The sequence below is a fragment of the Corynebacterium glaucum genome (assembly GCF_002287505.1).
Lineage (GTDB): Bacteria > Actinomycetota > Actinomycetes > Mycobacteriales > Mycobacteriaceae > Corynebacterium > Corynebacterium glaucum.
Genome location: NZ_CP019688.1, coordinates 233,546 through 247,602 on the forward strand (window position 1 = coordinate 233,546; position 14,057 = coordinate 247,602).

Annotated in this window: 11 protein-coding genes; all 11 read right to left on the reverse strand. The window is 57.9% G+C overall.

The genetic code is table 11. The features are described 5' to 3' along the window. Positions 1 to 75: 75 nt before the first annotated feature. On the reverse strand, positions 76 to 639 hold the full coding sequence (locus CGLAU_RS01140) for a hypothetical protein (protein WP_095659105.1): 564 nt from the start codon (positions 637 to 639) through the stop codon (positions 76 to 78). 8 nt (positions 640 to 647) lie between these two features. Next, positions 648 to 1,106: a hypothetical protein gene (locus tag CGLAU_RS01145; protein WP_095659106.1), complete on the reverse strand. Its 459-nt coding sequence runs from the start codon at positions 1,104 to 1,106 to the stop codon at positions 648 to 650. A 49-nt stretch (positions 1,107 to 1,155) separates the two neighbouring features. Beyond that, entirely contained in the window at positions 1,156 to 1,803 is a 648-nt protein-coding gene (locus CGLAU_RS01150) for a hypothetical protein (RefSeq protein ID WP_095659107.1), read from the reverse strand. Positions 1,804 to 1,861: 58 nt separating this feature from the next. Further along, the gene (locus CGLAU_RS01155) at positions 1,862 to 2,329 is read right to left on the reverse strand and encodes a hypothetical protein (protein ID WP_095659108.1); all 468 of its coding nucleotides are present in this window, start codon (positions 2,327 to 2,329) and stop codon (positions 1,862 to 1,864) included. A gap of 20 nt (positions 2,330 to 2,349) precedes the next feature. Next, the gene (locus CGLAU_RS01160; protein WP_095659109.1) at positions 2,350 to 7,542 is read right to left on the reverse strand and encodes a DUF6531 domain-containing protein; all 5,193 of its coding nucleotides are present in this window, start codon (positions 7,540 to 7,542) and stop codon (positions 2,350 to 2,352) included. 138 nt (positions 7,543 to 7,680) lie between these two features. After that, on the reverse strand, positions 7,681 to 7,974 hold the full coding sequence (locus tag CGLAU_RS01165; protein ID WP_095659110.1) for a WXG100 family type VII secretion target: 294 nt from the start codon (positions 7,972 to 7,974) through the stop codon (positions 7,681 to 7,683). A 28-nt stretch (positions 7,975 to 8,002) separates the two neighbouring features. Continuing rightward, on the reverse strand, positions 8,003 to 8,341 hold the full coding sequence (locus CGLAU_RS01170; RefSeq protein ID WP_095659111.1) for a WXG100 family type VII secretion target: 339 nt from the start codon (positions 8,339 to 8,341) through the stop codon (positions 8,003 to 8,005). 136 nt (positions 8,342 to 8,477) lie between these two features. Then, positions 8,478 to 8,777, reverse strand: coding sequence for a WXG100 family type VII secretion target (locus tag CGLAU_RS01175; protein WP_095659112.1), 300 nt, complete (start codon positions 8,775 to 8,777; stop codon positions 8,478 to 8,480). Positions 8,778 to 8,781: 4 nt separating this feature from the next. Continuing rightward, the gene (locus CGLAU_RS01180) at positions 8,782 to 9,051 is read right to left on the reverse strand and encodes a hypothetical protein (RefSeq protein ID WP_157731223.1); all 270 of its coding nucleotides are present in this window, start codon (positions 9,049 to 9,051) and stop codon (positions 8,782 to 8,784) included. Positions 9,052 to 9,100: 49 nt separating this feature from the next. After that, on the reverse strand, positions 9,101 to 9,838 hold the full coding sequence (locus CGLAU_RS01185; RefSeq protein ID WP_095659114.1) for a hypothetical protein: 738 nt from the start codon (positions 9,836 to 9,838) through the stop codon (positions 9,101 to 9,103). A gap of 154 nt (positions 9,839 to 9,992) precedes the next feature. Further along, complete coding sequence (gene eccCa, locus CGLAU_RS01190; protein ID WP_095659115.1) at positions 9,993 to 14,045, reverse strand: type VII secretion protein EccCa; 4,053 nt, start codon at positions 14,043 to 14,045, stop codon at positions 9,993 to 9,995. Positions 14,046 to 14,057 lie beyond the last annotated feature (12 nt).

The window sequence follows — 14,057 nt, forward strand, 5'->3', positions numbered from 1 at the left end:
TGAATCCTCCAAGACTCGACGGGCTTCACTTCTTCCTTTACAAACTGGGAAACTCTTTGGTGTCTTTCAACGTGGTTAACGGTTGCAGGTTTGCATCGCTTGGCGCCGTTGTTGGTAGAACTCTTCTATCGCCTCGCGGGTGACCCCTGGGCGTGTTTGGATCATGTAGTTGGTCATGTCTTCCAGGGTGCGAAATTTACCCAGGTTCGTTTTCAGGTTTCGGAAGAACAATTCGTAGTCGTGTTTGCGGGTTGCAAGGTCTAGAAAACGTGGGTCACTCGTTGGGGTGGAGCGTCGGTCGCGGTGAGGTAGGCCAGAGTCGAAGAAGGTTTCAAACGGTGGGCCAGGGATGGCGGAGTAGTCCAGTGCGTAAGAGTCGTCGAATACTGGGATCACGGGTTCATCATCAACGATCGCACCACACGCCATATTGTTCATATCGGGGGCTACCCAATCACGGTGTGCGTAACGCACAGGTTTGAATCCAAACCACGGGCGGCCTGGATCTTCATCAAGAGCTATCATCCACACCAATTCGCCTGAGCGTGTCACCCAGCTGTATCTGCGGCTGATTGGTTCGAAGTGTTCCTCGATCGCTGCTTCGAGCGTTTGGATGAAGGCTTTCCTGGTAGTTGCCACGATTACTCCTATTTCTTCTTTGTGGGGTTGCTTGGGTATTCGTCGAGATACCATTTGAGTTTAGGAGGCTCTACAGTCGGACCTGCTTCTGCTGCGATGGCGCGATTGTATTTTTCCGAATAGTCGACGTAAGCCCGGAGCTGCTTGCGTCCATGCGCGAGGCCAGACGGCGAGTCAGGCTTGTATTCTCGAACCTCAGCGATGTATCTACCGTTCATCTTGTATGCATCGGGCCGCAACCTCCCCCTCGAGTCGGGCAAACCACTATTCGTGACATAACCCGCGGCCTTCTTTTCCGCGCTATAGGCCTTGTGCATCTTATTGCCATAGGCCGCATGAGAGTTCGCCCCAAAGAAAGTGATCTCCGGCTGTGGGCCGCTATGCCCACCGAGGCGCTTCACAGTCTCCGAGCCAGTCGACGCTGTCGACGCGAAGACATTTTCGTGGGTGTGGTGAATCGCAGCCACAGCTCGACGGTTGTCAGTGCCAGCGGAAGCTGGCTCCCTGTGTCCGTTATTACGCTGGTGCGGTTGCGGTGCGGATGACTTCGAGGTCTTCGACCGTTACGAGTTCGGGTGTCTTGGCTGCGGTGATGAGCGTTCCGTCGGCAAGCGGGCGATGTGTGGCTGATTTCGGTAGTTGATCGGTGTCGAATGGGTGCGCTACGTAGGTAAGCCATCCTGCGGACTTCTCGAACGGGCCGTAGAGAGACGACTTCCAAGCATGACAGGTCCATATCGCACGATCCGGCCGGATAGTGTCGATCAAGCTCTCGAACAGCTCCAAGCACACGTCTTCATCGAAAGGCAACGGCCCATCTGGCAGGCCAGACTGCAAACGCAGATTGACCGTATTACACGTCCTCCACTCTGGAGCGACGTTAAGGTTCAAGCTGATGCTTCGCCCCGGTTCCGCTGGCGACCAGGCAGCGATTGAACAGCCAAGGTCGGGGTCCCCGATCTGTCCTTTTTCGACTTCGGTTCGTAGTGCGTCGACTGAAGTCTCAAAGATCCGATCTGCATCGGCGCGCGAGAAACCCTTGTGGAACCATTCGTTGAACGTCGGATGCACTCGCTGCATCGCCTCGAAAATTGATGCAGCTTCCTGCGCAGTTGCGTCGAGATCCTTTTGTGCGCGCCGCCACGTGCAAACAACTTCCGACATTGTTATGTCCTAAACCTAGCGCCATCTACCTTCTGCGGATGGCCATGATTTGGCCTACTCATTGAAGCTCCATTCTGGTGTTGAAGTTCGCGGGCGCGGGCGTGACTAGGACTTCAACTGTGACGGGGACGGAGTTGCCGTCTCCGTCTTCTACGAATCCTTGTGGTGCGCGGAATTGAAACGCGGTTGACCCTTTCCAGGGAAGCATGAAGACGAGACCAACAACCCCCTTGTCGGATTCGGTTGTCGTGCTGACTGCATCCACGACTTCGAATCCTTTCTCGTCCACCTCGATTGCGTGGGCGAAAAATGCGTCATCCCACTCAAGATAGTCTTCGGAGATGTGGAAGGTTGCGTCGAATTTCGCACTGATTGGATCGTCTGAGGGGCAGCCGACCGCGAGTGCGGCAGGAGCGGTTGCAAGTACTTGGCTTTTCGTCCAGTCGAGGTCGTTTGGATAGTCGGAGTCACCGTAGATGATGAACACGTAGTGAAAAAGCTCGCATTTAACGTCGAAAGTTTCCATAGTTTAACTAGTCTAACCCTTCAATCAACAAGCCTGACCAGAAAATAGTCGCGGTCACGGAGGTTATTATTCTGATAAAAGCTCGAGAGCATTCCACCCTGCTGGCGCTGCGCGAAAATGGATACGCCATGAACCGTAGCCCCCTCCCCGCCTTGATAGGTAGATGCATATGGGAACTCGTCCGGGCTTACCCCTTTTCTGCGTACGAAATTCTTGATGGCGGCCGCCCTATTGCGATTCTTAAGTCTCTCGTTTTCGGTTCGCTGTAGAAGGGTCGGTTGGCCTTCTTCAATTCCTTTCCTCAGGGTTTCTGCAACCTCAGGTGTCCTAGACATGCTCACGTCAAACTTAGGGACGAAGAATTGGCCATTGTCAAAAACCGGCCCATGTACACCGGATGGGCGGCCAAGTGGTGAATCCACCTGGTGGTAGGAGTACAGGCCAAGGAAATCCACCCAGTGTGCTGCGTGGTCAACGTAGCCTTGCGCCGATGCCAAGCGTGGTGTGACACCGAGGGGATCTTGGGCGTTGTAGCTGCCAGCGTGGGGGTGATAGTAGCGGTATCGGTTGTAGGCCCAGCCTGATTCGACGTCAAGATATTGCCCGGTGTGAAGCAGCGGAGAGGTGTGCTCGCCGTGCCAGGTGCGTATTCCGTAAAGGGTTTGGGTGGCATAGCCACCGACGGTGCCGGTATCGGGATCGACTAGCTCTTGGGGTGCGCCCGCGAGGTCAGCCATGATGAGCATGAACTGCCCATAAATTGATACATGAGACTGACCGGCGGGACTGCCGTCCGTCGGGGCGTTGCTAGTTGGCGTGAGGGTGACTTGACCGATGAGAGCACCGGTTGCGGGATCATGGATCCACACGTATCCGGCACCAACCCGGTGGACGGTCCGTGAATTGCCGAGGGTGCTGTCGTTCGAGTTTGCGGAGTCGGGAACCCATGCGTCGTAGGTGGTTTGTTCGGCTATGAGTCGGTCGCCAGCGTGAGCGAAGACGGTCCTAGTAAGGACGTCACCGGTGGAGGCATCGACTAACTCCTTTGCGACTCGGCGTCCGTATGGGTCGTAGACGTAGCGATAGCCGACACCAGGTTCATCCGAAGTTGTAAACCCGATGGGTTGTGCACCGGTGGCGTAGTAGAAGTGGTGAACCAGTGGTTTTTTACCGATGCGTTTCGTGACGGTTCGGGTGACGCGGCCTGCTGCGTCGTAGGTGTACGTGGTGCGCCCAACACGGGTGGGCATTGTGCCATCGAATTCGACGCGATTGTCTTGCTCCGTCGACCTCGACACCGGACGCGGGGCACCTACTCTATAGGTGGCACTGTAGGTCGTCTCGGTGATGCGTGGCGTGGCAGGGGTATCCATGATGTTGAGCACGCCGGCGGGGGAGAACCCGTAGGTTTCTTCACCCCTCGCGGCATCATTCAACGCGGCGGGTGTGTTGTTGGGGCCTGCGTTGCGCCTTAAACCAGTGGCGCGCCCGAGGATGTCGAGTGTGTATGTGGTCGCGCCGCGAAGATAGTCGGTGACGGATTCGAGGGCACTATCACTGCGCCAAGTGAACATGCGCGAGGAGACGGTGCGGATTCCGCCGTCGGTAGCGGAATCGAGCGCTGTGAGTGTGTCGGCGGTGGTTCGCCCGCGGGTGTCGGAAGTCAGTGTGCGGATGAGCGATCCGGTGCTGAGCTGGTTGCGAAGGCCGCGGGCATCGACACCGTAGGTCAACTCGGCTAGCGGCTCGGCAATTGTTGATCCGTCTGGGGCGTGGGTGTGGGTCGTTGCGGTGATTGCGCCGGCTTCATCGTGGCGGTATCCGGTTGTGAAGGTACCGCCGAGGGGGAGGGTGAGGTGTTGCTCGGTGATGTGCCCTGCGTGGGCATAGCTGAATTCGTGCGTGGTGGCTTCCCCGCTCGGCAGCGTGACGGTTTCAGCTGTGACGCGACCATAGGTGTCGCGGGTGTAGTCGATCGTGGCTTGTGGGCCTTCGATGCGGGCGACGCGTTTTGTATCTGTGTAGAAGCAGCGGGTGGTACCGAGCGCGTCGGTAATCGTGTCAGTGCGTCCGTCGGCGTGGCGAGTGTGGGTCGTTGTGCCGGCTGGGGTAGTCAATGTGGTGACTAAGCCGTCGGCGCTGATGGTGTAGGTGGTAGCTATGTTGTTGTAGTCGACCTCGCTTGCGGGCATGCCATCGAGGTCGTAGATATACGACCAGGTGTTGCCATCAGCGTTTGTCACACGCACTGGTTGCATCTGGGTGTTGTATTCCAGATGGGTTGTAGCACCGGTCGCGTCGGTTATGGCAATTGGTTTGTCGAAGACGGTGTAGTCGGTGGTGGTTGTGGCCCCGATTTCGTTGGTGGTGGCAATTCGGTTGCCCTCGCCGTCGTATAAGACGGTGATAGTGGTGCCATCGGGGTGGGTGATTGCGGTGGGCCAGCCTTCGGGGGAGTACTCGATGGTTTTGCTTTCACCGATGGGATCGATGGATTCAACCACCAGGCCGCGCACGTCGCGGGTAAAGCTCGTGCGCCTCCCGGCAGCGTCGGTGACAGCGCAAATCCGACCAGCATCGTCGCTGTCAATATCTTCGGTGGTGCCGTCGGGGTAAGTAGCAGATGCCGCAACGATGCCGCTTGAGCGCAGATCGTAGGCGTAGCTGGTGACCGCGCCTGTGGGATCTGTGATTGATTGGGTCATTCCGAATGCGTCGACTTCGCATTCGGTGACTTGTCCGTCTGTGTCGACGATGCGTACAGGTTGGCCCCACGTGCCTGCCTCGATGTAGGAGCGCAGCCCGTCCTGATCCGTGGCAACTAGCACGCCGTCAGCGTTGTAGGTGTACGCGGTGGTGGCACCAGCAACGTTCGTGATCGACGTCTTTTGGTGATACTGGTTGTGCGTGGTGTCTTCAACACCTCCCTCAGGGGTGATGAGGCGCCAAACATCGCCTGCGGGAGTGGAGCGGTACACCGTGGGACGGATGTCGCCCAGCAGCTCATCATGCAGCCAGGCTTCGGGTACGGTCCAGCATTCATCGTCGCGCGCGGCGGTACGTCCGCAACCAGTCAGCCCGGCACCTTTCAATCCCCCCTCAATAAGTGCTTGATAGAGCGGAAGCTGTTGGAGCCGGTCGAAGTAATTCTTCACCACGCTCTCGCCTAACGCTAGGGGGTCGCCTTGGAACTCACCGGCGGTTTCAATGAGCACACAGACTTGTCCGCCGACAGGAGCGTCTTCACCGTGGTCGTCTGCCCAGTAGAGGATGTTGGGGAACATTCCGCCGGTGCCGACTTGGGCCTGCACTCGACCAAACTCGTCAAAACGGTAGTAATAGGAGACACCGTTGCGGTCAGTCCACCCGTATATCCGGCCATGGTCATCGTAGTGGTACTGGAGTGCGCCCTCACCGGAATTGATCACGCGGATGAGTTGACCGTAAGGATCGTATTCGTAGGAAATCAACCGTTGTGGTTGATCCTCCGGGTGCGTGGTGGGGTTGGATACCTCGATGCCCTCGACCCTGTTGACGGCGGTGTCCCATCTGATGTCCAAGATAGTGTCGTCAGAACGGCGCATCCGCACCATTTGGCCGGTGGCGGTGTTCCATGTGTATTCGATCGAAGCGCCCGTGTGGTGCACCGTGGCAGACAAGCCGACTTCGATCCCCGTGCCGAAAGTGTCGGCCAATGATCCGGTTGGAATGGTCGCTGCAACAAACGACCCACCGAGGGAGGGAGATTGATCGGGGACACCGAGTTGGCCATCGTTGGCTGCACTTGGGGAGATGTCAAAGAGGCGAAATACGTGAGTTACTCCCGCGGCGATGTTGCGCACCCGGTAGGCCCCGTCGGCGTATGACATCAGCCAAGGCCTACCGTCAGCACGCACTTCTGACCCGTCGTTTGGTGCGGGCGGGAAAGTAAGCAAGGCACCATCGGGGGCGAGCATGAGCACTTCGTTCTCGCAGATCTCGATGCGCACATCCATGGTGGAGACCCACCTCGGCCCCAGCGCGCGCCCAAGTTCATGGTTGGAGTTAGCATTGCGGTCGACAATTAGCGGCAGGACACCGTCGATGAACACGTCGGTTCTGAAATCCACCATGGTGCCGGTAGCCATATCGATAGGATCACCGCCGGTACACTGAGGCTTTCCGATACTCACTCTGTTGTAAAATGATCGCACCAAGTCGTGGTCGGAGATTGCTTTCACTGCGTTTGTGGAGCGTCGCGAGGCGGCTTTCGCGGCTTGAATAGATGCGTTCTTGACCGTCGAAAGCCCCTTGGAGCCGGCGCTCACTACTTTGGACCCAGCGTTCATCATCCGGGCACCCGCCGAAGTGGTTTTTAATCCCGCTCTGATGGCTCTGCCGGGCAAGCCTATTGGCGTCATAAACGCGACTTCTACTGCAACATCGAGCCAGCTGCCTGCGCCGCTGGCAGCGAGGAGGGCCATGATCCCGACTGCGACAGCGGCGACGATCCAGCCGACCGGTGTGAACACTGCCAGAATTCCTCCGATAACAGACAGCGCCGCAGCGACTTTTTTCAGGATGTCAGCGTGTTCGTGGGCGAAATCCTTAACGTTGTTCCAAAACTGAACTGCTGCGTTGGGGTTCGGCTCGAAAGCCTTTTTCTCCTGCGCCTTGATGGTGCCGGTGTGGGTGTCAACGTTTGAGCTCAGCACCCTTTTAATTTCGTCTGTACCTTCTAAGTCGCGTTCCCAAAGTGTGACTTTCCCGTTGTAGTCCAACCACGCAGCTGCCAACTTCATTTCTGCAGCGGCTTTTGCTTCTAACGTAGGTGCGGCGAGCACTGCAAGCTCGGCATCATTGACTGCTTGGGCGGCAAGATTGACGTCGGTGTGATGGGCGCGCGCGATTAATTCAAGCTGGTCCATGTTCCGAATGCGAGCCGCTAAGTCGGTTGCGTATTCTTCAATGGCTTCCGCCACGCCCAGGTGTGCCCTGCTCGTTATCGCCAAGTGATCCGGGAAGTCATCGTTCACTAGTTTCTTGTATCGCTCACCTTCGGAGCCAAGGAACTCGCCGTTGTTAATCGCCTGCAGATCATCGGACGCGGTTTGGGCGGCATTGCCGAACTCGCGCCACTTTTGTGCTGCTCGAGTCAGCGCAGAAGGCGAACCGCCGAGCTTGAAATAAGCGTCGTAAAACGTTTCAAAAGGGGGGAGGAATGACGCGGGCATAGCTCCAACAATTCTTTCTGTAATGAGGCGATGAGCAACCGAAAAGCGAAGAGTCAACCCGTTACCGGCGACGGGGTTTTCTACTGCGCCGTAACGGACTGAAGTGGGAGAGGGTGGTGGATTTAATAGGTGCGCGGCTTATTCGCCAGCGATGGTCCGCGCGACGCGATTGCGGGTCTCAGACACGCTCGCCGTGTTTTGATCCAACGCAGCGCGCACCTGGCCCAGGATCACTTTGATATTTTCCGCAGCGGTGGACCACTTCCCGTGGACACCTCGGTATTGCTCCTGCTCAGAACCTTCCCACCCCGCGGCGAGTTTTTGGATGTCCGAATCCATGACACCCAGGGTCGATTCAATCGAGTTCATCACGCGGTGAAGATCTTCCGCTGCAGCATCGGCATCTGCGCGGTTGTAGGCATAAATAGACATAGTGGGTGCTTCCTTTACAGAGTGAGAGTTACAGGATCGGGCCGGACTGGAAGTTCATTCCCGCGAATGCTTGCTGGAGCTCGTCAGTCTGCTCCTGCTCGCCGGACTGGTACTGCTGACCGGCATCGTCGACGCGACCGGTGAGGGTCCCTAGCGCTTGGTTAATCATCTCCATGTTCTCGCTCCAAGCGTTGGTCATGTTTTCCCATGCCCCAACGGAGGCGCCCTTCCACGAGTTCTTGAGCGGTTCAATTGCGGTGATGAACTGCTTCGCCTGATCCGTGAGCTGAGTGTGGTTTTCTTGCAGGGAAGAGATGTGGGTAGCAACGGCTGAGTGCTCAACCGACAGTTCATTGGATTGCGACATTGTTCCTAGTGTTCCTTTCGGCTACTGGTGCTACGGGGGAGGTTGTGGCGACGAGAAGTGAGTGGTTCTCCTCTCGCCAGCTGTGCGATTGTGGCTGGCTGGTAGATAGTCATTTTCAGCTCCCTTTCACGGGCTTCTACTTGATCTCGTCCAGTGCCGTCTGGATCTCATCGCGCACTCCGCTGTTTGACTCGTTAATCGCGTCTAACGCGGAGGCGACATGGGTGAGGATGCCTGCGACGCCGGCAGCACCTTTTTGCCACTGCATCAGGATCTCCTCGTAGGATTCGTACTCTGAACCGGTCCATTCCTCGCTGAGCGTTTGCATGCTCGAGTCAATCGATTCAATAATCTCTAGAATCCGGCTCTTGACCCGGTTAATGTCTTTGGATGCGGAATCCGCGACGCTCGTCGTAAAGGCGTACATGTCTGCCATGGAGCTATCCCTGAGCCTCAGGGCGGATGCTGTTGGCCATCTCCTTCAAAGACCCCTCGATTTCCTCGTCGTGTCCTTCAACGGCTGTCGCGATCGTGGCTGAGGCCTCACCTAGCAGCGTCACGTTCTTCAGCAATGTTCGACGAGATTGACGCCACTCCCGCAGGAAGGCCTCGACAGCCTCGACCATCCGCTCACCGTGGATTTCATCGGCGTTGCTGAGATCATCAGCACCATCTTCTACAGCAGAGACACGCGACTCAATGTCCGACATCGTCTTCTCCAGTGACGCCAACCGCGCAACCGGTACCTGCCAATGGTCACTACCGGGCATTGTTCACTTCACCTTCCTCCGACAGCCATACCCGAGAAAAGGGTGTCTGAGCACTACTAGCGCCGTCGGCATCGTCATCATTATTGAAAGTAAGCTGCGTGTCGTCCGGGACGACGGCGAAGCTGGCGGCGACACGTCGCACGATTGCTTCGACACCGTCGCTTGACTCGGCGCTCGGCGCGGTCGCGGAAACCACAAGCGTCCACGTGGTGCCGGGGGCCGGAATAAACGCTTGATGCGTGTAAAGGGTGCGTCGCTGTGTGATCGGGCCACCTTCCATCTGCGAGTGGAAGAGCAAATATGGATCGCCTTGGTTCGTTTTCTCCACGGTTGAGTCTTCGGGAGAACCGAGCTGTTTCTGCGCTCCGAGCACACTGGCGCTTGTCGGGGCTGAATCGACCCAGCGCATGAGCAGTGTTACCGCGGTGACCGTGTCGTCTAAAACGCCGGGAAGAATCAGCGCAAGCACGCTTCCTGCATCGCGTGCCTGGGTTGCCATCTCCATCATCTGTTGCTTGACTTCGCGTTGATGGCTGCGCTTCAAGCGTGCACCCGGAACCAGGTCATCGTCGCGAAGCAAATTGCTAATCACAGCGTCTGTGCGAGCCGGGTTCAGATCGATGATGCGCCAGGTCGTTGGCAGGCTTACCGTCCACCGGAAATCGGGCCGCGGTGCATCTGGCGGTAACTGCATCGAAGGCTTGAGCGCAGTTGCCTGCGTCCCCATAATTCACACCCCCTGTCAGCCGGGGCCACAACTCGGGTTCTTCGGAAAACCCGGTTGCAACCGGTACTAGTTATCGAAGTGAGACCTTAGAACACACTAAGAGAAAATTCGACCTCTAAACCGCGGAATGTTAATCATGGCCTAAGCAAGGCATTTATATTCGTGAACTAGCTATGTCTTCTGTCGCTCGGGGTAAAGCAATCTGAAGCATTTCGGCCGTTCCGGAATTGGTCACTCGCTGAGCACGGCCAGGGGGGAGACGCTTGAAGAAGATGCCTGGGGCGACTGCACCCTCCTGCCTCTCGCCCGAGAGCAGGATTGTGGTGCTGCTTGATTCACGCATCGCCTGGAGGAACGAGTCGTAGCTCGCTCGAGCATATCCGGCAGAGCGGCGCGCAGTGATGATGTGCAACCCGAGATCTGCCGCTTGACCGAGAAACGGGACAAGGTGCTTCAGAGGGTTCGCGCTGCCTTCAAGAGTTTCATAGTTGTCGATAACGCAATAGATTTCTGGCCCAGTCCACCAAGAGCGATCCCGCAGTTGCTCCACAGTGATGTCTTTCGCAGGCAAGCGCCGCGTGAGCTCCGCTGCAATGCCCTTCGCCAACGTCTCACATCCCTCGCGGGTTGCCGCAAATCCACCGAGGAACTCTTGAGGCACCGCGTCGAGGAGACCGCGCCGCAAATCCCACACCCCGATCATGAGGTCGCCTTGCTGCCTACCCAAGGTGATTTCTTTAATGTAGGTCTCTAATGCACTCGTCTTGCCCGATTGCTGCTCTCCTGCGAGCAAGACAAGGCGATCATCCTTTTCGCAATCAAGCGTCGCAGGTCCCAGCGTTGTTTCTGTGAGGCCGAATCGCACAGGTGGCACGGATTTGAACCGGCGTCGAATTTCGGTGAGCGTCACCGATTCCGGCAGCATTCTGACCTGGGGCGCCCCGGGTGCGGTCCAAGAGCCAGAGATTGCAGCGACGGTTTCTTGCGCAGAGGTCTCTGACACGACTCCGGGCACACGCTCTAAATGCGGTACCGCGATTTGGCTATAGAGACCATCGGCGGTAGCCACCCGTCCGGTTGGGAGGTCTTTCAGCCCCTCCGACACTTTCTTGCCCACAGCTGAGTCAATCGGATCGTTCAACCTCAACTCCAAGCGGGTACCGATCACCGCCTGCAGTGGCAGGCGAAAATCGGCCCATCGACCGGTGAGGAAAATGACGTGGATGCCATACGCTAATCCTCGCTGCGCAATGTCGCCCACCTGTTCCGCCAGGTCCTCATGGTCCTTTCGCAACGTCGACCAGCCATCAATGGCGAGCACGATGTCCGGGGCGGACAAATTCGAAAGCAGGCCACTTTTGTGAAGGCTACGGAGCTCCTGGACGTTGGAGATGTGGTTGGCAGAGAATAGCTGCTCTCGTTCGGCGAGGAACATGCCCATCTCGGCGACGGTGCGACGCACCTTATTTTCGTCGAAACGCGTTGCCACCGTACCAACATGGGGGAGTTCTTCGAGGTACGACAATCCAGAACCGGACATGTCGATGAGATAGAAGTTCACTTCCCGCGGCGTGTGGGTGAGTGCGGCGGCGGTGACCAAGCTGCGAAGCGCGGTGGTTTTGCCTGACTGTGGAGCGCCCATGATTGCAAGATTGCCCCCGGAGCCGGAAAGATCCAGGGCCAACGGGCCTTGCCACTGGTCTAACGGCTTATCCTTCAATCCGATCGGAAACACCATTTGGCCCTGCTGCGCCGCGCTCAGCCCCCGCTTAGATGACAACGCCACCGGCCCTACCGCGCTTTCCAACGGCAACGTGGCAGGCAGCGGTGGAAGCCAGATCTGTCGGGTTTTCTCTGCCGCTGGAGTGAGACGGCCGACAACCAACTCAAGCGTGGTCTGGGTCCGCTCATCTGTCGCATTGCGGGCCGCATTGCGCTGCTCCACCACATTGGAATGTGCAGCTTGACGGTCGCGCAGCCAATCTTCGGTGGTGTTCGCCAGATGCAATGGCATTGGCACTGGAGGCAGTTCGAGCTCGTGAGCGCGCTCGATAGCTTCGTACGGCCCTGAAACGTAAGCAGATTTGAAGCGATCAAATATGTCTGGGTCAACTTTCAGGAACCCCGAGCCGGGGATCGGTGGCAGCTCGTGGGCATCGGTCGTGCCGATCGCGGCGCGCGACTCCTGCGCTGAGAAGGTGCGCAAACCGATGCGGTAGGACAGATACGACTCGAGCCCGCGTAAACGGCCCTCCTCCAGGCGTTGGGAGGCGAGCAACAAGTGCACCCCGATGGAGCGTCCGATGCGTCCGATTTGGACAAAGAGATCGATGAACTCCGGCTTCGCTGCAAGCAACTCACCGAACTCATCGATCACCACAAAGAGCACTGGCAGGGGATCATCCACCTTGCCCTCGGCGCGCAGCGCATTGTACTCAGAGACGTTTGCGAGATTTCCCGCCTGTTGGAGGACACGTTGACGTCGTTGAATCTCGCCGAGAATGGAATCGTGGAGGCGATCAACAAGACCGGCTGCGTCTTCGAGGTTGTCGACGATTGCCGCGGTGTGCGGCAGCGGTTCGAGCCCGGCGAAGGTGGCACCACCTTTGAAGTCCACGAGAACAAGCGAGAGCTGGTCCGGCGGGTGGCAAATCACCTGCGCGAGGACAAGGGTGCGCAAGACTTCGGATTTGCCCGAACCGGTCGCACCGACGCAAAGCCCGTGCGGCCCCATGCCGGACTTGGCCGATTCTTTAATGTCCAGCTCAACTGGTTCTCCGTCAGCGCCAATACCAAATGGGACGTTGAGGAAGTCCCGCTCCGGTCGAGCTGCCCACGCCTGGGCAATGTCATAAGTGGCGAAGTTGCCGATGCCGAGCATGTCGTCGAGCGCAATCGTGCGCTCCAAGGTGGAATTAGGGGCCGCGTCTTCCACCAGACGCAAGGGGGAAACGCTGCGGGCGATCGATTCCGTGATCGCCGGTGTGACCTCATCGAGGGTGCCGCGGTCCCCACCATAGAGGACGCGCTCAGCGTAGCCCTTTTCACCCTCGGCGGGTTCACGGATTTCACCACGGTCAAGCAGCTGCACGTGAAATGAACGATCCTTCCCTAACAGCACTCGCACGTCGACGTGAGTGGGCTCTAAATGCTGCACGGTGGAAGTCGCTATCACGCTGACTCGCGCCGCGTGGAGGGAGCGAATCGTGCTGGCACTGTCACTGATGAATCGGCCGTGCGGACTATCCATGTTCACAACCACCAGCAGGTGCGGTCGGTCTAGCTCAGTGAGTTGATACCGGGAGCGCTCTTTCAATTCCGCGGCGCGTTCATCGAGCTCGCTGAGCAATTCCGCCGCACTTGATTCGTCATAAGAGACGTTGCGCTTGCCTATGGGCCCGTCGAACTGATCGGGGGAAAGCAGGTGGGGAAACCACACCGCCCATCCATCGCTGTGATCCGCAGTCGGCAGCGCCAAGTGAAAACGCAAGTCGTCCGGGGCGTGAAATACTGCAGCCTGAGCCAACATTGCGCGCACCGCCTCAGCCGTTAACTCAGGGTCACCGACAAGTGAAACTACCCCGCGCGCTGGAATGGCAATAGGCAGGCCGTCAATGGTGCTCGTGCGGCGCATCATGCGATCCAAATGCGCCTGCGCAATCGGCTCCGGCACCTGCATCGGGTTCGAAGATGCTGGCACCTCGATGCCACGCGCCAGTTTGCCAACCCCCGTGCCAATGCGAGTGACCAAGAAGTCTTCATCACCTTTTCGACGCTCCCAGAGCCGATACGGGTCACGGGTGACGTCGATAAGCGAGCGTGGATGCGGGTGCCGAGTCAATGCCTCGACCTGCTGCTGACCTGCTACCTCACGGACCTCTTCCTCCAACTCGGTGAGGTGCTCCAAAAATCGCGTCCGCTCCTCCTCAGCCTGGCGGCGTGACCCTGTGCGCTGCCGAATGAACATGCCCACCGCCCCAATGAGCACGGCAACGAACATGATGCCCCCGATGACCATGCGAATCGGGTTGCCTGAAGACATCATCATGAGCACCATTCCCGTGCCCGCGACCAACGGCATAACCAGCGTCATCACACTACCGCCGGAGCGTGCACGAATCATGGGTACCTGCGCCACAGCAAGCGGTTTTTCTTCCGGGATGGTGCGGTGTAGCCGCGCCGGGCGGTGAACAATGCGGGTGCTCATGGGCACTAATCC